This window comes from Arthrobacter sp. zg-Y820, from assembly GCF_030142155.1.
In the GTDB taxonomy this organism is placed as follows: Bacteria; Actinomycetota; Actinomycetes; order Actinomycetales; family Micrococcaceae; genus Arthrobacter_B.
Window position 1 is genome coordinate 55,461 of sequence record NZ_CP126247.1, and the last position, 18,178, is coordinate 73,638.

15 protein-coding genes are annotated in these 18,178 nt (G+C 69.7%); 8 read left to right on the forward strand and 7 right to left on the reverse strand.

The window, feature by feature from the left end:
* Nucleotides 1-41: 41 nt before the first annotated feature.
* Entirely contained in the window at nt 42-1,097 is a 1,056-nt protein-coding gene (locus tag QNO08_RS00270) for a winged helix DNA-binding domain-containing protein (RefSeq protein WP_229966525.1), read from the reverse strand.
* A gap of 42 nt (nt 1,098-1,139) precedes the next feature.
* Nucleotides 1,140-2,246, reverse strand: a complete 1,107-nt coding sequence (locus QNO08_RS00275) for a GTP pyrophosphokinase (protein ID WP_229966526.1) — start codon at nt 2,244-2,246, stop codon at nt 1,140-1,142.
* Nucleotides 2,247-2,371: 125 nt separating this feature from the next.
* On the opposite strand from QNO08_RS00275, the gene QNO08_RS00280 reads away from it, so the two are divergent.
* From QNO08_RS00280 to QNO08_RS00295, 4 genes are all read left to right on the forward strand, one after another.
* Complete coding sequence (locus QNO08_RS00280; RefSeq protein ID WP_229966527.1) at nt 2,372-3,274, forward strand: alpha/beta hydrolase; 903 nt, start codon at nt 2,372-2,374, stop codon at nt 3,272-3,274.
* A gap of 72 nt (nt 3,275-3,346) precedes the next feature.
* On the forward strand, nt 3,347-4,258 hold the full coding sequence (locus QNO08_RS00285) for a carbohydrate kinase family protein (RefSeq protein ID WP_229966528.1): 912 nt from the start codon (nt 3,347-3,349) through the stop codon (nt 4,256-4,258).
* A 29-nt stretch (nt 4,259-4,287) separates the two neighbouring features.
* On the forward strand, nt 4,288-4,824 hold the full coding sequence (locus QNO08_RS00290; RefSeq protein WP_229966529.1) for a YbhB/YbcL family Raf kinase inhibitor-like protein: 537 nt from the start codon (nt 4,288-4,290) through the stop codon (nt 4,822-4,824).
* Between the two features lie 113 nt (nt 4,825-4,937).
* A complete protein-coding gene (locus tag QNO08_RS00295) occupies nt 4,938-5,741 on the forward strand; it encodes an HAD family hydrolase (protein WP_229966530.1) in 804 nt (267 codons plus the stop codon).
* Between the two features lie 57 nt (nt 5,742-5,798).
* Here QNO08_RS00295 and QNO08_RS00300 read toward each other — a convergent pair whose 3' ends face one another.
* From QNO08_RS00300 to QNO08_RS00310, 3 genes are read right to left on the reverse strand one after another with little or no spacing between them, the layout of a single operon-like run.
* Entirely contained in the window at nt 5,799-6,623 is an 825-nt protein-coding gene (locus QNO08_RS00300; RefSeq protein WP_229966531.1) for a phosphatase PAP2 family protein, read from the reverse strand.
* Nucleotides 6,620-7,921: an alpha/beta hydrolase gene (locus QNO08_RS00305; protein ID WP_229966532.1), complete on the reverse strand. Its 1,302-nt coding sequence runs from the start codon at nt 7,919-7,921 to the stop codon at nt 6,620-6,622. The genes QNO08_RS00300 and QNO08_RS00305 overlap by 4 nt, the downstream gene beginning before the upstream one ends.
* The gene (locus QNO08_RS00310) at nt 7,918-10,560 is read right to left on the reverse strand and encodes a bifunctional lysylphosphatidylglycerol flippase/synthetase MprF (protein WP_229966533.1); all 2,643 of its coding nucleotides are present in this window, start codon (nt 10,558-10,560) and stop codon (nt 7,918-7,920) included. The genes QNO08_RS00305 and QNO08_RS00310 overlap by 4 nt, the downstream gene beginning before the upstream one ends.
* Nucleotides 10,561-10,693: 133 nt before the next feature.
* On the opposite strand from QNO08_RS00310, the gene QNO08_RS00315 reads away from it, so the two are divergent.
* Together QNO08_RS00315 and QNO08_RS00320 are read left to right on the forward strand one after the other, a co-directional pair.
* Entirely contained in the window at nt 10,694-11,485 is a 792-nt protein-coding gene (locus QNO08_RS00315; RefSeq protein ID WP_229966534.1) for a glycerophosphodiester phosphodiesterase family protein, read from the forward strand.
* Between the two features lie 51 nt (nt 11,486-11,536).
* A complete protein-coding gene (locus QNO08_RS00320; RefSeq protein ID WP_229966535.1) occupies nt 11,537-12,646 on the forward strand; it encodes a glycerate kinase in 1,110 nt (369 codons plus the stop codon).
* 55 nt (nt 12,647-12,701) lie between these two features.
* Here QNO08_RS00320 and QNO08_RS00325 read toward each other — a convergent pair whose 3' ends face one another.
* Nucleotides 12,702-14,015 carry a uracil-xanthine permease family protein gene (locus QNO08_RS00325; protein ID WP_229966536.1) on the reverse strand — a complete coding sequence of 438 codons (1,314 nt, stop codon included), beginning with the start codon at nt 14,013-14,015 and terminating at the stop codon, nt 12,702-12,704.
* Nucleotides 14,016-14,159: 144 nt separating this feature from the next.
* Between QNO08_RS00325 and QNO08_RS00330 the strand changes: the two genes are divergently transcribed.
* A complete protein-coding gene (locus QNO08_RS00330) occupies nt 14,160-15,050 on the forward strand; it encodes an SDR family NAD(P)-dependent oxidoreductase (RefSeq protein WP_229966537.1) in 891 nt (296 codons plus the stop codon).
* On the forward strand, nt 15,047-16,459 hold the full coding sequence (locus tag QNO08_RS00335) for an aldehyde dehydrogenase family protein (RefSeq protein WP_229966538.1): 1,413 nt from the start codon (nt 15,047-15,049) through the stop codon (nt 16,457-16,459). The genes QNO08_RS00330 and QNO08_RS00335 overlap by 4 nt, the downstream gene beginning before the upstream one ends.
* 59 nt (nt 16,460-16,518) lie before the next feature.
* Here QNO08_RS00335 and pgm read toward each other — a convergent pair whose 3' ends face one another.
* Entirely contained in the window at nt 16,519-18,150 is a 1,632-nt protein-coding gene (gene pgm, locus QNO08_RS00340) for a phosphoglucomutase (alpha-D-glucose-1,6-bisphosphate-dependent) (RefSeq protein WP_229966539.1), read from the reverse strand.
* Nucleotides 18,151-18,178: the final 28 nt, after the last annotated feature.

The following is an 18,178-nucleotide window of genomic DNA, read 5'->3' on the forward strand; positions in this document are numbered from 1 at the left end:
TTCCCTCGGGGGAGGTGCCGGCCGCCGTCGTTCTGCGTGCCTCAGCGGTGCGGCCAGGCCGCCAGCGCCCGCTCGATCTGCCGGCGCGTGGCCGCCGGCACCCGTTCCACGATGTCGAGGACGGGCTCTGCTGCGGCGCGGGAGGGACGCGAGGTGCGCGGCCACCGCCAGGTGCCCACGGCGACGCCGTCCACCAGCACCGCCGGCCGGAACATCCCGTTGCCCGGCACCAGCGCCGCGAGCATTTCCGGGCTCGCCACGAGCGAGCGGTCGGCATAGCCCAGGATCCATTCGTCGAAGCCCGGCACCAGCGTGACGCCGGACTTCCCGGGGACCTGCGGTTCCCCCACGATCCACGCCGGCCGACCCTCCACGCGCACCTCGACCAGATCCGGCGCGGCAGCTGCCGCACGCCGCATCGTCCGCTTGGGCAGCTTCATCCACCAGGCCAGATCAGCCTCCGTAACCGGTCCCCTGGCCAGCACGAACCCCCGAACCAGCTCCGCCAGCGCGGCCTCGGGATCGTCGGGTGGCCGGGCCGCCGAGAGGGCAAGGTACTGCTGGCTGCCGGACGGGTCGAAGGCACCCCAATGCACCAGGCCCTGAACCGACAGGTGCATCAGCAGGTGGTAGCCGCGGCCCTCGGCGGTCTTGATGCCGGCGGCTTCCCAGAGGGCCAGGGCTTCGGACCGCAGCAGGGGCTGCTCCTGCAGGGCAGTCCGCAGGGTTTCCCTGCCGCTGTCGAGCACCGCCTCATCGAGGCCAAGCTCAGCGCGGCGCCGGGCAGCCATGGTGCGGATGCGTTCCGCGGTGAAGGCCAAAAGTGCCGCCAGATGCTCCGGCGTGGTGGCGAACAGCGTGCCGCGCATCGGCCAGCCGCGGACCAGGTCGCCCCGGTCAAAGGCATCGCGGACCTCCTGCACGCCGGTTCCGGGCCGGGAGCGGATGGCGATCGCCTGCAGCACGGCGGGCAGGTCCTGGCCCTGCAGGGCGACGGCGCGGCGCACGACGTCGGCCGGTGCCAGGTCCGAGCCGCCGAGCAGCTGGGACTGCCGCCGCATCCGGCGTGCATCCCGCCCTGAAAGCTCGATCGCCACCTGGCAAAGCTAGACGACGCGGGCGACGCCGGGCAAGGCTTGCTACTGCGCTTCGCGGGCCCGGTAGAGCTGCATCTGCCGGTAGCGCCGGCCCAGCGACTCCCGGCGCGGCTTCACCGGGGCGTCCTCCGGCTCGGCGGTCAGGTCGATGTGCTTCTTGCCGTACCGCCACAGCAGCAGGTCATCGAGCAGCCGGTCCGGACCAGGGGAGTAACGGTGGTCCAGCGCCTGCCGGACCTCGGTGATGGCGTCGGCCTGCAGCAGCCCGGCCAGGTCCATGGTGGTTTTCAAACCGTGTGCGGCGAGCAGTTCCGCCGCCCAGCCCCAGTCATCCCCGGTCTTGCGGTTCACATGCGGCAGCAGGGTCATCCAGATGTCGCGGATCCGGTTCGGCGTCAGCGGTGCACTGCCCTCGCCCTCCTCGTCCCAGAAGCCGGTGACCGTCTCATAGCGTTCGTGGAGTTCGGCGAAGGCGGTTTCCACGGTTTCCAGCATGGCGGCGGTGGCCGTGAACTGGCGGTCGAAGTAGGGGCTCCAGGCCCGCGGATCGCCGGCCTTGAAGCGGATGTCGTGCTCGATCTCGGACCATGCGTGCGCCAGCACCGTGCGGATCTGCACTTCGAACTGATAGCTGCCGTTGGGCCGCTGCTCCGGGTCCAGCAGCCGGTGGTACTCCCGGACCGTCTCGTTCTGGATGGTGCGCAGGATCAGGTGCCGGCTGGAATAGCCGTAGGTGCCGGACTCGATGGAGCCGATGTCCTTTTCGCGGTCCCCGCGGCAGTCGAACTCGGCGCGCTGGCGCTTGATCAGGTTGGCTGCCTCGTCCACCTCGTGCGGCAGGGTCACGATGACGCGCAGGCCCACCAGGTCGATGAGGTTGCGCAGCGGGTCGGGGAACAGCAGGGTGGGGAGCTCCTCCGGATCCTCGGACGGGAGGGTCCGGGAGGCCTTGTCGCGGAAGGACTCAACGGTTTTGGTCCGGGACGCCACGAACAGCGGACGGACGGGGCTGTCGGTGAAGATGTGGCGGAGGCTCTCCTCCATTTCGCGCGTGAGCTTTTCCAAGGCCGGACGAACCCGGGCGTACTCGTCAATGCTCGCCTGGACCACCGGACGCAGCCGGTCATCAAGGCTGTCCCACGCGCCCATAAGAATATCTCCATTCGTTCACGAACCGGATGTGGCGCCTGCCGCCCGGCACTGCCGGACATTAGGCTCACTACCAGCTTAGGTTCACTGCGTACCAGATTAGGCCAGATGAAGGAGGGCAGCCGATGCCGCCGACCCCGCTGCGGATTCCCTACGGCCCCGGCCCCGAACAATACGCAGAACTCACGCTGGCGGCCCGCGCCGGTAACGGAAGCACGGTGGAGTTCGGCGCCGTGGACTCCGGCACGGTGGAGTTCGGCGCGGTCGAGTCCGGCGCCTGCGGTGCCGAGGCCCATCCGGGGGTGGTGGTCATCATTCACGGCGGCTACTGGCGCTCCGGGTACACGGCCGAGTTGGGCCGGCCCGGTGCCCGTGACCTTGCCGATCGGGGGTTCACCTGTTGGAACCTGGAGTACCGGCGGGTCGGCAACGGCGGCGGCTGGCCGGAAACCGCCGACGACGTCGCTGCCGGCATCGACGCGCTTCAACCTGCGGCGCAGCACCACGGCTTGGACCTGTCCCGGGTTACCGTGCTGGGGCATTCCGCCGGCGGACAGCTGGCCGTCTGGGCAGCGGCCCGCAGCAGCGCAGCCGTGCCAGTCACCGCCGTCGTGCTCCAAGCCGGTCTCCTGAACCTGGCCCAGGCGCTGGCGCTGGAGCTGAGTGACGGTGCCGTGCGCGACTTCCTGGGCAATTCCCCGGAGGGCAGCGCGCAACGGTACCGCAGCGCCGATCCGATGCAGCTGCTCCCCCTGCCCGTGCCCGCCGTCGCCCTGCACGGAGACAGTGATGCCGATGTTCCCTTGAGCTCCTCGACCGAGTTTGTGCAGGCCGCGGCCGCCTGCGGATCCCCGGCCGAGCTGCGGCTGGTTCCGGGGGACCACTTCGCCCTGATTACGCCGGGGACGCCCGCTTGGGCCGCCGTCGTCCAGGCCGTGACGGCAGCCGCGCACAAAGACGGGATCTTCGCCCCGGGAGGCGGTCTTCCGGCCCGGACGGACGCTCCGCTCGCGGAAGGAACCGGGTAAAGGAACCGGTGACGGTCCGGGGAACCGGGCAAAGGAGAGGCGAGGCGCGGGCTGCTCTGTTAGGTTGAGGTCGTGCTCACAGTAATCGGCGAAGCCCTCGTGGACGTGGTTCTCAGCGACACCGCTCCCAAACGCTTTCACCCCGGCGGCAGCCCGCTCAATGTTGCCGTGGGGGTGGCCCGGCTGGGCCGCCCGGTCCAGTTTGCGGGCCGCTACGGCACTGACGAGTACGGCCAGCTGATCGAAGCGCACCTGCGCGCCAATTCCGTCCTGACTCCCATGCCCGCGGACGAGCTGCCCACCAGTGTGGCCACGGCCGTTCTGGACCCCGCCGGCGGCGCCCGCTACACCTTTGACCTGGAGTGGCAGCTTCCCTCGCTGGCGGATGCGCTGCCGCGCCTGCTGGACGGGACCTCCGTACTGCACACCGGGTCCATCGCGGCGATGCTCCGGCCCGGTGCCGACGCCGTGCTGCAGGCGGTGGAACGCGCCCGCCCCGCCGCCACGATCAGCTACGATCCCAACTGCCGGCCCACCATCATCACCGACGTGTCCTACGCCCGGGAGCAGGCCGAGAAATTCGTCGCGCTGTCCGACGTCGTCAAGGCCTCCGACGAGGACCTCGCCTGGCTCTATCCGCAGGACTCGCCGCAGGACGCCGCCCGCCGCTGGTTGGGGATGGGGCCGGCGCTGGTAGCGGTGACCAGCGGTTCCAAGGGCGCCTGGGCCGTGACGGCCACGGGCGAAGCCCACGCCTCGGTTCCGCCGGTGACCGTGGTGGACACCGTGGGGGCGGGGGACTCGTTCATGTCCGCTCTGCTGGTGTCCCTGATGGACCGGGAACTCGACGGCGGTGCCCGCCGCGCCGAGCTGGCGCGGATCGGGCCCGGTGACCTGGAAGCAGTGCTCGGGTTCGCCGCCCGCGCCGCCGCCGTCACCGTTTCCCGCGCCGGTGCGAACCCGCCGTACCGCAACGAACTCTGACCGCTTTCCAACACCACGCAGGAGAACACATGCAGTCCTACGATCCCTATGACGCCCTGCCGCAGGTACCGGCCTTCACGGTCACCAGCGACGATGTCTCGAACATGGAGCCGATGTCCGCCGCCCAGTACAGCGGGAAAATGGGCATTCCCGGCGGGCAGGACGCATCACCGCAGCTGAGCTGGAGCGGAGCCCCGGAGGGCACCCGGAGCTTCGCCGTGACCATGTTCGACCCCGATGCCCCCACGGGCAGCGGCTTCTGGCACTGGGCGGCATTCAACATTCCGGCAACGGCAACCTCCCTGCCCGGCAACGCGGCGAACCACGGTGACCTGCCGCCGGGCACCGTGCAACTGGCGAACGACGCCGGGTTCCGCGGCTTCGTGGGCGCGGCACCGCCCGCCGGCCACGGCCCGCACCGCTACATGGTGGTGGTCCACGCCGTCGACGTCGAATCACTGGAGGTGCCGGCGGATGCCAGCCCGGCCTCCCTGGGCTTCGCCCTGTTCACCCACACCCTGGCCCGCGCCCGGATCGTCGGCCTGGCGGAGGTCCCCGCCGCCTAGCCGGGCAGCGCCGCGCTGGCCCGGCGCCGCCGCCCCAGGGAGCGGCGCCGGGCCGGTTAGGCTGGAGGCCTGCGCAGGTGCGCAGATCAACCTGCGAGGGAACGAGGTGCCCGGTGCGTCTGGTGGCAAGTGACCTGGACGGGACCATCGTCGGTCCCGACAACCGGATCAGTGACCGGACCGTCCGTGCCTTCCGCGACTGCACGGAGGCCGGCATCGAGGTTGTGTTTGTCACCGGCAGGCCGCCGCGCTGGCTGAGCCCGCTGCAGGATTTCCTCGGGCACGCGGGAACCGTCATCTGCTCCAACGGCGCCATCACCTACGACCTGGGCACCGAACGGGTGCTGAAGGCGCAGGCCCTGTCCCTGCCGGCCATTTTTGCCGCCGCCGGCATTATCCGGGGCCTCTACCCGGGCGCCCGTTTTGCCGCCGAAACCGTTGGCGGCTTTCATCTGGGCCCCGGCTTCCTCGAATCGGAATCCCGGGACCTGCCCGGTGCCGTTGCCCCCGCGCCGCTGGAAGCAACCCTCACCGACACCGACACCGTGGTGAAGTTCCTGGCCCGGGTGGACGGCGCCGCGCCGGACGAAGTCCTGCAGCGTGTCCGCCCCGCGGTGGCGCATCTGGTGTCGACCACTCATTCCGCCCCCTCCATTGCGCTGCTGGAGATGTCGCTGCACGGCTTGGACAAGTCGGTGACGCTGGCCGACTACGCTGCGTCCCGGGACATCGACCCCGCTGATGTGGTGGCCTTTGGCGACATGCCCAACGACGTGCAGATGCTGCAGTGGGCCGGATGCGGCTACGCCATGGCGTCAGGCCACGCCGACGCCCTCGCTGCCGCGGACAAAGTGGCACCGGCGTTCGTCGACGACGGCGTCGCCCAGATCCTGGAGGGGCTGCTGCGCCGGTCGTGAGCCCGGTTCGGTAAGCCCGGTTCGCCGGAGCGGGGGTTCAGTTGCCAAGCAGCGGGGTTAGGCGCCCGCTGCGGCTTCGGATCGGGACATCCGCCGGGAGTGCAGCAGCCGGTGCGCGGTGATGACCACCGCCAGCCAGGCCAGTCCCAGCGTCCAGGCCACCAGCACATCGGTGAACCAGTGGTGGCCCAGGAACACGCGGCTCAGCCCCACGGCTATTGAGAAGCCGGCCGCCAGGAGCACGGTGAGCACCTTGGCGCCGCGGCTGTGCAGGTGCAGCACGATCAGATAGGCCACCACTCCGGCAATGACCACGGCGTTCAGCGAATGGCCGCTGGGAAACGACGCCGAATGCTCAAACGGCGGCACGGCTTCCGTCAGCGGCGGCCGGACGCGGCCCACCAGGTCCTTGCCCGCCACCGTCATCAGCAGGGATCCGGCGGCAGCGGCAGCTATCAGCAGCACCGGGGTCCAGGACCGCCACTTCAGCGCCATGATCACCATGGCCGTGCTCGCCAGGATGGGCATGCCGACGGTGCCGGCCAGGTTGGTGAAGGCCGTCACCGCACTGTCGACTTCCGGGGAGCGCAGTGTCAGGGCCGCATCCAGGACCGGCTGGTCGAGTTGGGCCACGCCGTCGGAGTCACTCACCGACTCATAGACCTCGGCCGATCCCAGGGTCAGCAGGAGCGCCGGGATCAGTCCCACCGCCAGGGTGATCAGCAGAGCGGCGTGGGGCGATGTCCAGAGGACCAGTCGTTGGAAAACCGCAGCGAGCCAGCCCGGAATCCCCGGCTTCGGCTTCGTCTGCTGCATCGGCTCCCGCGGCTCCGGCTCGGGCCGGGAGTCGTGCGGGCGGGGTTCGGAACTGTTGCGGGTCATGGAACCAGTATGCCCAACCGGTGGCCGAGCCAGTCCAGATTGTCCACCAGGCCCGCCTTCCAGACATGCCAGGAATGGGCGCCGGGCACCTCCTGAAGGGTGACGTCCATGCCGGCGGCACGGGCGGCGGCAGAGACCGACCGCCCCTGCGGGGCGTACACGGAATCGTCAGCGCCCACGACCACGATCCCGGCGGAATCCGGAAAGGTCCGGTGCTGCAGCAGGTCCAGGGGATTTTGGGCGGTGAAGGCGGCGGTGTTCCCGCCGAAGTAGGTCTGGACCAGGGCGTCACGGCCCTGCGGAATGCTGGGCTCCGCTTCACCGGCAATGTCGATGAAGGTGGGGTAGGCGGCGGGAAAATTCGTCGCCAGCTGCAGGGCGCAGGTTCCGCCGTAGGAATAGCCGGCAACGGCCCACTGCGGCCCGCCCCGCAGCCCGGAGGCCAGATGCTGCTGCACCCAGGCCGGAAGATCCACGGCCAGGTAGGTGGCTGAGGAGCTGATCGTGGAATCCAGACAGAGCGGCCAGTTCTTGTTGTTGGCGTTCGATGCGTCAGGCATGATCACCACTGGGGCCAATCCGGAATGCGCTGCGGCGAAAGTGTCCATGGCCTCAAGCAGCTGTCCGCCGATCAGCCAGTCGGACGGGCCCCCGGGCTGGCCGTGGATCAGCACCAGCACGGGCAGATTCACGGCAGGAGGCGTCGCCAGATAGGCGGGAGGCAGGTAGAGGAGCGCCGGATTGGCGGCATAGTCGGAAACCGTGCCCGGTATGTCGGCCGAATAGACCCTGCCGCCGGCGGGCATGTCCTCCGGCGGCACCCAGTTGGCCTCGGTGGTATCCGGACGCCCGGCGGCGGCGTCCGGACTGCGTTCGGGCAGGTCCGAGGTCTCCACCGCCGGCGGAAACAGCAGCGAACCGAGGGTCGGATACTGTCCGTAGGCTGCATTCGTGGCGCCGGCGACCGCCGCCATGACCAGTGCTGCGGCAACGAGTGTCAGGAGCCGCATCCGGACGGCCCGGGCGTCCCTCAGCCGCGCCGCCGCAAGGATTATCGCAAGTATGCCAGCACAGGCATATACATACAGCAGGCGCGGCAGTGAGGCGTTCCACCAATGAAAAACGGTCTCGGCCAGGACATACAGGATCAAAGTCAGCAGGGCAGCGAATGCAGCGGCCGCCGGCACCACCACCAGCACCTGCCGGCGTCCGCCCCAAACCAGCCACAGCAGTGACAGCGCGCCCAGGACTCCTAGCCCAACGGGAAATGCCCCGCTGATCAGCGACAGTGAGTTCACCGTGAGCTGTCCACAATGTGCCGCACGAGGGTGAGCCCCTGGGCCACGGAAAGCCGCGGCAGATAGGCCCGTGCGACGGCGTTCCCAATGGCGGGCAGGGAGGCCGGATCACGGTACGTCAGGTACAGGGGAACGTAACGGGGCTGGAACTTGGCCTTGAACGCCAGCAGGGAGCGGAAGCCGTAGACCGGTTCCAGGGTCGTTCCGAGCAGGTCCAGGACGGAATCCAGAAGGCTTGAGTCGCCCGCCGCCGGGTCCGCCCTCTCCGCGGCTCCGCTCGCAGTTCCGTTACCGGCTCCGTTCCCGTTCCGGGGCCCGGGCCGTGCGGCGCGGGCCAGCGGTGCTCCGGAGAGGCTCAGCAGTTCATACCCTTCCGCCTGCAGCAGGCTTGCGGCGGAGGCAATGAGGAAGTCCATGGCCGGCTTGAAGCCGGCGCCGCGCCGGCGCATGAAGTCCAGGGTCCAGCCGATGACGCGGCCGTCCCGGTAGATCGGCAGCCAGGAGGTCACCGCATGGACGGTGCCGTCGCCGTCGACGGCGATCAGGCACCGGACCTCGGAATCGTCCAGCTCGTCCAGCCCGCCCAGCGTGAAGCCCATTTCCGGCATCTGTTTGTCCGCCGCCCACTCTTCGGAGATGGCGTGCAGCTGGTCCAGCACTGCCAGCGGTGCCGTCGGATAGCTGATCCAGCGCGCTTCGATGCCGGCCTTGCGGGCGTGGTTCAGGGCGGTCCGGAGGTCCTGGAACTTTTTGCCCCGAAATTTCAGGTTTCCCAGCGGCAGAATGGTTTCCTCGGCGACCTGCAGCCGGGAGAACCCCATGCCGGAGGTGATGCCTTCCACTTCCGAGGTCACGGAGTAGAAGCAGGCAGCTGTTCCGTTGGAAGTGCAGAAGGCCGAGAAATCCTCGATCGTCCGGCGCAGCTCCGGATGCGGTCCGACGGGCGGGCCAACGGTTAGTGCAACGCCGGGGGTGGACCGGAAGGCCACATACGAGTTTCCGCCGGGCGAGAACCAGTAGGTGTTCCCGGGCCACAGGGTCATCCAGGCCATGGTTCCGCCGCCGTGGGTCTTCAGCAGGGCGCGGGCCCGGACGATGTCTGCGGAGCCGCGGAGGTAGGGCGGCTCCAGGAAGGACCGCAGCAGCAGGACACACGTAAACACCCAGAACGCCAGCCCGACGCCTTCATAGAGCAGGTCCGCCGGCACCGTGAGGGGCAGCGGTCCGGGAGCCGACGCCGGGAGTTCGAGTTCCAGGACGGGCAGGAACCGTTCGGGCAAACCGGTGAGAAGTGCCCGGGCGGTGGCCTGCGGAGTGAAGGAGTTCCGGAGTGCCAGTCCGCCCAGGACGTACGCGGCGCCGAGCAGTACCGCTGCCCCGGACGCCCAGGCGGACAGCCGGCGGTACAGGCCCGGTGGCGCCGAGACAGTGAACAGGCGGCGGGTGACGCAGAGCAGGACGAAGACAGCCAGCGGCACCAGCACGGGCAGGATCAGCACCAGTGCGTTTTGCGCCGCTCCCAGCTCAATCCGGCCGGGGGTGTCTCCGCGGAGGTACCGGGCCGCGCGGACTGCGGCCAGCAGCGTCATCAGACCCTGCAGGAGAACGGCGCACCACCAGGCAAAACGGCGGCCCCGCCGCAGCCCGTCGGCAAAAACAATCAGCAGGACCTGCGGCAGCGTGGCCAGGAAGAACCCCGCCGGCCCTGCGCGCAGTTGCAGCCGCGCCTCCGTGCAGTCAGCGCTTTGCGCCGGATCGCTGCACAGCGCGGCAAGGGCCTGCGGATCGACGAGCTCAATGTCGGTATTCAGGAACCGCAGGACCGCCAGCGGCCCCACCGCCTGGGAACTGAGCGCGGAAATGACCGGTCCCGCTGCGGAAGCCGCCACCACCAGCGCCACCAGGACGCGGGCTTCGCGCCGGCTGGTGACGATCCGGTCCGGAAATGCCGGCCGGCGCCCAGCCAAAAGCGGCCCGGCCAGCGCCCCGGCGACCGCGGCTCCGAGCACCGTGATGCTGTGGAACGAGCCCCCGTACAGGGCCAGGAGCACCAGCAGCGTGAAGAGGCCCACGCGCAGGCGGCGGCGCCAGAGGGTGGAGAACCGGGCACTGGCCGCGGCGGCAACGCCGCAGACGAAGGCCACCGGGCCGACAAAGGACTCCGACTCCAGCGCCCGTGACCATTCGCCGGGCAAGGCATTGGCTGCGTGGGTGAACCCAATGGCCAGCAGTGCGCCGGCGAGCTGCGCCCAGACGGCAGCTGCGGCGAACCGTGCGGAGCCCATCAGGCGCTCGCACGGCAGGCCGACCAGCAGGATCAGAAGGGTGCCGGCAAGGTATCCGGGCAGGCCGGCGGCCCAAAGGCCCGAGAGCAGCAGTGCCGGCCAGTGTTCGGGAAGTGATTCCGCGGAGAGCACGACCCAGGCGGCGAGGGGTGCATCGGGACCGGACACCAGGCTCGAGCTTGCAGCACCCGCCATCCAAAAGACCGCCAGGAAGGCCAGCGTTGCCGGAGCCCGCCGTGCCCGGCGGGCGGTCCCGCGCAGCCAATCCGCCAGCCCGCAGGGCAGCCCGGCCGCCGGTCCGTGCGGCGTCGGGCTTCTTCCGGCCGGTCCTTCTGCTCGGGAGTCTGTCGCCAAACCGGGTACCTCCGCACCGCATCGCCCCTCCCGCGCCGCAGCAGCGGCTCCGGGTGCTGCCAGTCTAGGACCGGGCCCGCGGGATGAGGATGTCCGGTGCCGGTGCCGGGGCTCCTGCGGATAAAGTACGCAGGTGAGATATCCCTACTTTGACTCTCCGCCGCCACTGGGGCTTGCCCACCGCGGGTTCTCCCGGGAAGGCCGCGAAAACACCCTGGTGGCGTTCCGCGCCGCCGCCGCGCTGGGCTTCGGCTATTTGGAGACTGACGTGCGCACCACCCGCGACGGCGTACTCCTGGCCTTCCACGACGCGTCGCTGGACCGGGTTGCCGGCGCCGGCGGACCCGTGGGCAGGCTCAGCCTGCGCGAGGTCCGGCGTGCCCGCGTGGGGGGAACCGAGGAAATCCCCACCGTCGAGGAGCTGCTGACGCAGTTGCCCGAAGCGCGCCTGAACGTGGACGTCAAGGACGCCGCAGGAGCTGCCGAACTGGCGCGGCTGCTGGACAAGCATGCCGCCCACGACCGGGTGCTGGTGACCTCGTTTTCGGACCGCCGGCGGCTCGCCTCCCTGCGCCGGCTGGCCCGGCCGGCCGCCAGCTCCGCCGGCGCACCGTTCACGGCCCTGACCGTGCTGCTCGCGCCGCTTGGCCTGGCGGGCGTGCTGGCCAAGCTGGGACGGTACCAGTGCCTGCAGGTTCCGGAGCGGCAGGGCCCCCTGCGGATCGTCACGCGGCGGTTCGTGAGCCGGTGCCACCGGGCCGGCCTGCAGGTCCATGTCTGGACGGTCAACGACCCCGCCGACATGGAGCGGCTGCTGGACCTGGGGGTGGACGGCCTGGTGTCGGACCGGGCCGACCTGCTGGCCGATGTCCTGTCCCGCCGGGGGGTCTGGCCGCAGCGCCGCTCGGAGCAGGCAAAGCCCTGACCGGCCGGCCCAGAGCCGCCGGATCGGCCTCCGGGCTGGCAGTATTGGTGCATGCGCGTTCTCATAGCCCCGGACAAGTTCAAAGGTTCCCTTTCGGCGGTTGAAGCCGCCGCAGCGATGGCCGAAGGCGTGCTTGCCGTCTATCCGGAAGCCGACGTGATGCTCGTTCCGGTGGCCGACGGCGGTGAAGGCACCCTGGAAGCGGCGCTGGCCGCCGGCGCGCAGGAGCACACCGCGAGCGTGCGCGGGCCGCTGGGCGGCTATGTCACGGCCCTGTGGGCGATGACCGGAAGCACCGCCGTGATCGAAACTGCCCGGGCCTCCGGGCTGATGCTGGTGGATCCCTCAGTGCAGTCCTCGCTCGCGGCGTCGAGCTACGGCAGCGGTGAACTGATCCGGGAGGCCCTGGACGCGGGTGCCACTGAAATCGTGCTCGGCATCGGCGGCTCGGCCATGACCGACGGCGGCTCCGGAGCGCTCACCGCCCTGGGCCTGCGGATCCTGGATGCCGCCGGAAATCCGGTGCCGCCGGGCGGGGCCGGGCTGTCCCTGGCGGCGGCGATCGACGTGTCCGGGCTGGACGGCCGGTTGCCGGGTGTCCGGGTCCGCATCGCTGCCGACGTCACCAACCCGCTGACCGGCCCGGAGGGGGCGGCGCACGTGTTTGGGGAACAGAAGGGGGCCGACGCCTCGGCGCGCCTGCTGCTGGACGAGGCCCTGGTCCGGTGGGCCGCACTGCTGCGGGAGGTGACCGGCGTGGACGTCGATACCGCCGGCGCCGGCGCGGCCGGCGGCTTCCCGTCGGCGTTCCTGGCGTTTACCGAGGCCTCCCTGGAAAGCGGCTTCGACGTGATTTCCCGGCTCACCGGGCTGGAAGCCGCCCTCGAGAAGGCGGACCTGGTGCTGACCGGCGAAGGCTCCCTTGACGAGCAGTCCCGGTACGGCAAGGCTCCGCTGTCGGTGGCCGAGCGTGCGCGGGACGCCGGCATCCCGGTGGTGGCCCTGGCCGGGCGGATCACGCTGCCGCCGCAGGTGCTGGCGGAATACGGCGTGGTGGCGGCCGTGAGCCTGCTGGACCTGGTGTCGGACCCGCAGGACGCGATGACCTCCGCCCGGCGCTGGCTGACCCGGGCCACCGTGCAGGCCCTCGAGGGTGCTTAGGCCCCGCCCGTAACCGCGGGGCCCGCCCGTAACCGCGGGGCCGAGCCGGCGGGGCCTAGCCCAGCCGGCTCGGCCTCGCTCCCCGGTCCTCCTGCGGATCGTCGGGATCGGTGCCCCGCCAGCGCGCGATCGCCTGCATGCCGTGGAAGGCCAGCAGGGTGGCTCCGGTGCCGAGCGCGATGCCGCCGAACTCCAGCCCGGCCACCACCCAGGTGAAGTTGGCGATGGCGATGATCAGGCCCAGGCCGGCCGTGGAGAGGTTGATCGGGTTGGAGAAGTTCACCCGGTTGTCCACCCAGATGCGCACGCCCAGCATGCCGATCATGCCGTACAGGATGACGCCGGCGCCGCCCAGCACGCCTTCCGGAACGGTCGCGATCATCGCGCCGAACTTCGGAAACAGGCTCAGCAGGATGGCCACAAGTCCGGCAACCCAGTAGGCGGCCGTGGAGTACACCCGGGAGGCGGCCATGACGCCGATGTTTTCCGCGTAGGTGGTGGTCGCGGAACCGCCGCCGGATCCGGCCAGCACGGTGGCGAGGCCGTCGGCCATCAGCGCGCGGCCGGCATAGGGATCAAGATCACGCCCGGTCATGGCGGCGACTGACTTCACATGGCCGATGTTCTCGGCCACCAGGACCAGGACCACCGGCACGAAGAGGCCGATCACTGAGAAGTGGAACGTCGGGGACATGAACTCGGGCAGCCCGAACCAGGCGGCGTCGCCGATCACCGCGAAGTCCACCTCGCCCCGCAGCATCGCCGTGATGTAGCCGGCGACCACGCCGATCAGGATCGAGAGCCGGCCCAGGAAGCCCTTGAACAGGACTGAGGACAGCAGGATCACCAGCACGGTGACGACGGCGGTGACCGGGCCCGCCTCAAAGTTGGTGCGGGCGGTGCCGGCCAAGTTCAGTCCGATCAGGGCCACGATGGTGCCGGTCACCACCGGGGGCATCAGGATCTGGATCCACTTTGTGCCCGCCACCTGGACGGCCAGGCCGATGAGGAACAGCGCCGCCCCGGCCATGATGATCCCGCCGAGCGCTCCGCCGGGACCGTGCTGGCTGGTGGCCGCCGCAATGGGTGCGATGAACGCGAAGCTGGAGCCGAGGTAACTGGGCACCCGTCCGGCCGTGATGATCAGGAACAGGATGGTGCCGATGCCCGAGAACAACAGTGTGGTGGCGGGCGGAAAACCCGTCAGCAGCGGAACCAGGAAGGTGGCTCCGAACATGGCCACGACGTGCTGGGCGCCGATGCCGATGGTGCGCGGCCAGCTGAGCCGTTCGCCGGGGGCCACGTATTCGCCGGGTTTAATCGTCTTGCCGTCACCGTGAATGGTCCAGGCGGTACCGAATTTGCTCATGGATGTGCCTTTCAAAGACCAACGGAGGGTTCGTGCAGAATAGTACCGGGCATCGATGTCCAAGATGTTACGTTGCAGGCGAAGCACTTACCGGGAACAACTCGGGGGCGGACACCGGCGTCACCCGCGAATGGACGGATCAGCATGGGCATATCAGTTTCGGGCCGCACGGTACTCATCACCGGCGCGGCCATGGGCATGGGGCGGCTGTACGCCGAACGGGCCGTGCGCGACGGCGCCGCGCACGTGGTCCTGTGGGACCGCAACACCGATGCCCTGGAGGCCGCGGCGGCGGAGCTGCGGGAGCCGGGCGGCAGTGCTGTCCATTCCTTTGCCCTGGACGTCAGCTCCCAGCCGGAGGTGGCCGCGGCCGCCGAACGGGTTCTGGCAGAGGTGGGGGTTCCCGATGTCCTGATCAACAATGCCGGGATCGTGCGCGGAAAGTACTTCTGGGAGCACACGGCGGCGGACATTGACGCCGTGATGCAGGTGAATGCGGTGGCGCCGATGCAGATCACCCGGGCGTTCCTGCCGCAGATGATCGCCCGCCGCACGCCGGTGCGGATCCTGAACGTCGCTTCGGCGTCGGGCACCCTGTCAGTGCCGAAGATGAGCGTTTACGCCGCCTCCAAGTGGGCAGTGATCGGTTGGAGCGATTCGCTGCGGCTGGAACTCAATGAAGCCGGCAACGGGCACATTCAGGTCACCACCCTGATTCCGAGCTACATCAAAACCGGCATGTTTGCCGGGGCCCGCGGCCCGCTGATGACGCCGCTGATGGAACCGCAGTATGTGGTGGACCGGGCGTGGGCTGCCCTGATGGAGGGCAAGGCCCGGATCCAGCTGCCGTGGACGGTGCCGCTGGGCAGCGCCCTGCGCGGGCTGCTGCCGCAGCCGCTGTGGGACGTGGTGGCCGGACGCGTGTTCAAGGTGTACCAGTCCATGGACCACTTCACCGGCCGCCCCGAAGCTCCGCCGGCGGCGGCACCGGCAGGCGCTCCCGCCGGCGCCGGCTCTCCGGAGAGCCACCGATGAGCGCCGGAGCCCTGGCAGAGGTCAGCGAAACCCTCCCGGAGCGGCAGATCAGCTCCGCGGTGGCAGCGGTGCGCCGGACCTACGACTCGGGCCGGACCCGTCCGCTGTCCTGGCGGCGGGCCCAGCTTCAGGGCCTGATCCGGATGCTGACCGAGCGCGAGGCTGAGTTCGGCGCCGCCCTGGCCCGGGACCTCGGCAAGAACCCGCTCGAGGGCTACCTGACCGAAATCTCCATCACCCGCGCCGAGGCCGAATACACGCTGAAGCACCTGGCGCAGTGGACCCGCAGCACCCGCGTTCCGGTGCCGCTGGGCCTGCTGCCCGCCTCAGCCAAGACCGAGCCGCAGCCGCTGGGCGTGGTGCTGGTCATCGCACCGTGGAACTATCCCGTGCAGCTGCTGCTGGCTCCGCTGATCGGCGCCCTGGCGGCCGGCAACGCCGCGGTGCTGAAGCCCTCGGAGCTGGCTCCCGCCACCTCGGCGACAATGGCGGAACTGCTGCCGCAGTACCTGGACCCGGACGCCGTCGTCGTCATCCAGGGCGGGCAGGAAGCCAGCACCGCGCTGCTGGCCGAGCGCTTCGACTCCATCTTTTTCACCGGCGGGGAACGGGTGGGCCGGGTGGTGCTGCAGGCCGCCGCCAAATACCTGACTCCGGTCACGCTGGAACTGGGCGGGAAGTCGCCCGCCGTCGTGCTGGACGGCAATTTCGCCGCCATCGCCCGCCGGCTGGTGTACGGGAAGCTGCTGAATGCCGGACAGACCTGCGTGGCGCCGGATTACGTGCTCGTCACCGAGGCGGCGGCACCCAAGCTGCGCAAGCACCTGGTCCGAGCGGTCGCCGAGCTGTTCGGGAAGGATCCGGCGCGGAGCCCGGACCTGGGCCGGATCATCAACGAACAGCACTGGGACCGGCTGCACGGTCTGCTGGAGAGCGGAACCGTGCTGGCCGGAGGACGCGGCGACCGGAACTCGCTGTACCTGGAGCCGACCATCCTGACCGATGTTTCCCCGGACTCTCCGGTGATGCAGGAAGAGATTTTTGGTCCCATCCTGCCCGTGCTGACCGTGAAGGACCTCGATGAGGCCATGGCGTTCATCAACGCCCGTCCGGTGCCGCTGGCGTCCTACCTGTACACGCACTCGGCAGCGGCCCGGAAGGCCTTTGAACGCGGGGTGCGGGCCGGCAGCGTGAACCACAACGTGAGCACGGTGCAGCTGGCCGTGCCCGGCCTGCCGTTCGGCGGCGCCGGCGCCAGCGGCACCGGCGCCTATCACGGCAAGTTCTCGTTCGACACGTTCAGCCAGCTGCGTCCGGTGTTCACCAAGGGCACCGCGCTGGACACGCTGCGGGTGGCCTATCCGCCGTACAACGGGCTCAAGCGGCGTTTGCTGCGCCGCCTGCTCTAATCCGCCGCTGCCCCCCCCCGACCCCGCCTGACCCGGCGGGGACTAGGGAGAGATTGGGGCTAGGAAATGACGCCGTCCACAATGGCCTTGGCCTCGGCCTGGACGGTGCGCAGGTGTTCCACGCCCTTGAAGGATTCGGCGTAGATCTTGTACACGTCCTCGGTGCCCGAGGGGCGGGCGGCAAACCAGGCATTCTCGGTGGTGACCTTCAGGCCGCCGATGGGTGCGCCGTTGCCCGGCGCCTCGGTCAGGCGCGCCGTGATGTCCTCGCCGGCCAGGGTGGTGGCGGTGACGTCCGAGGGCGAGAGCTTCGCCAGCGCCGCCTTCTGCTCGCGGCTGGCCGGGGCGTCCACGCGGGCGTACTCGGGATCGCCGAACTTTGCGGTCAGCTCCCGGTACCGCTGTGACGGCGTCTTGCCCGTCACCGCGGTGATCTCCGAGGCCAGCAGGGCCAGCAGGATGCCGTCCTTGTCGGTGGTCCAGGCCTTGCCGTCCAGGCGCAGGAAGGACGCGCCGGCGGATTCTTCGCCGCCGAAGGCCGCTTCACCGGAGAGCAGTCCCGGAACAAACCACTTGAAGCCCACCGGGACCTCCATCAGGGTTCGGCCCAGATCGCCGGTCACGCGGTCGATCATCGAGGAGGACACCAAGGTCTTTCCCACCACCGCGTCCTTCGGCCAGCCGGAGCGGTTCCGGTAGAGGTAGTCGATGGCGACGGCGAGGTAGTGGTTGGGGTTCATCAGCCCGGCGTCGGGCGTGACAATCCCGTGGCGGTCGGCGTCGGCGTCATTGCCGGTGGCAATGTCATATTCGTTGGCGCGCGAGATCAGCGAGGCCATCGCATCGGGGGAGGAGCAGTCCATGCGGATCTTCTCGTCCCAGTCCAGGGTCATGAACGCCCACTGCGGGTCCACGTTGGGGTTGACCACGCTCAGGTTCAGCTGGTGCATCTCCGCGATGGCACCCCAGTAGTCCACGGAGGCGCCGCCCAGGGGATCGGCGCCGATGTGCAGGCCGGATTCGCGGATCGCGTCCAGGTTCAGGACCGACGGAAGGTCCTCGACGTAGTTCTGCAGGAAGTCGTAGGTGCCCACCGAGTCGGCCAGCCGCGCCTCGCCGAGCGGAATGCGCCGCACGCCGCGCAGCCCGTCCTCCAGCAGTTCATTGGCGCGGTTGGCGATCCAATTGGTGGCCTCGGAACCGGCGGGGCCGCCGGTGGGCGGGTTGTACTTGAAACCGCCGTCTGCCGGAGGATTGTGCGAGGGCGTGATGATGATGCCGTCGGCCTCCTCGGTGCGGCCGGTGTTGTGCTTCAGGATCGCGTGGCTCAGCGCCGGAGTGGGCGTGAAGCCGTTGCGGGAATCGATCAGCACGTTCACGCCGTTGCCGGCGAGAACCTCCAGGGCGGTGTTCTGCGCCGGCTCCGACAGGGCGTGGGTGTCCTTGCCCATGAACAGCGGACCGGTGATGCCCTGTCCGGTGCGGTACTCAACAATCGCCTGCGTGATGGCGGCGATGTGCGGTTCGTTGAAGGCCCCGTTCAGGGACGAGCCGCGGTGACCCGACGTGCCGAAGACGACCCGCTGCGCGGGGTCCTGCATGTCCGGCGTGACGTCGTAGTAGGCATCCAGGAGTGCCGTCAGGTTCACAAGGTCGGAGGGTTGGGCAACTGTGCCAGCTCGGGTAGACATACCCCTAAGCATGCCAAACAAAAGCCGC

Coding starts and splice junctions, on each gene's coding strand:
- QNO08_RS00275 (WP_229966526.1), bottom strand. CDS start 2,246: ATGGGCGCGTGGGACAGCCTTGATGACCGGCTGCGTCCGGTGGTCCAG.
- QNO08_RS00280 (WP_229966527.1), top strand. CDS start 2,372: ATGCCGCCGACCCCGCTGCGGATTCCCTACGGCCCCGGCCCCGAACAA.
- QNO08_RS00290 (WP_229966529.1), top strand. CDS start 4,288: ATGCAGTCCTACGATCCCTATGACGCCCTGCCGCAGGTACCGGCCTTC.
- QNO08_RS00300 (WP_229966531.1), bottom strand. CDS start 6,623: ATGACCCGCAACAGTTCCGAACCCCGCCCGCACGACTCCCGGCCCGAG.
- QNO08_RS00320 (WP_229966535.1), top strand. CDS start 11,537: ATGCGCGTTCTCATAGCCCCGGACAAGTTCAAAGGTTCCCTTTCGGCG.
- QNO08_RS00325 (WP_229966536.1), bottom strand. CDS start 14,015: ATGAGCAAATTCGGTACCGCCTGGACCATTCACGGTGACGGCAAGACG.
- QNO08_RS00330 (WP_229966537.1), top strand. CDS start 14,160: ATGGGCATATCAGTTTCGGGCCGCACGGTACTCATCACCGGCGCGGCC.
- QNO08_RS00335 (WP_229966538.1), top strand. CDS start 15,047: ATGAGCGCCGGAGCCCTGGCAGAGGTCAGCGAAACCCTCCCGGAGCGG.
- pgm (WP_229966539.1), bottom strand. CDS start 18,150: ATGTCTACCCGAGCTGGCACAGTTGCCCAACCCTCCGACCTTGTGAAC.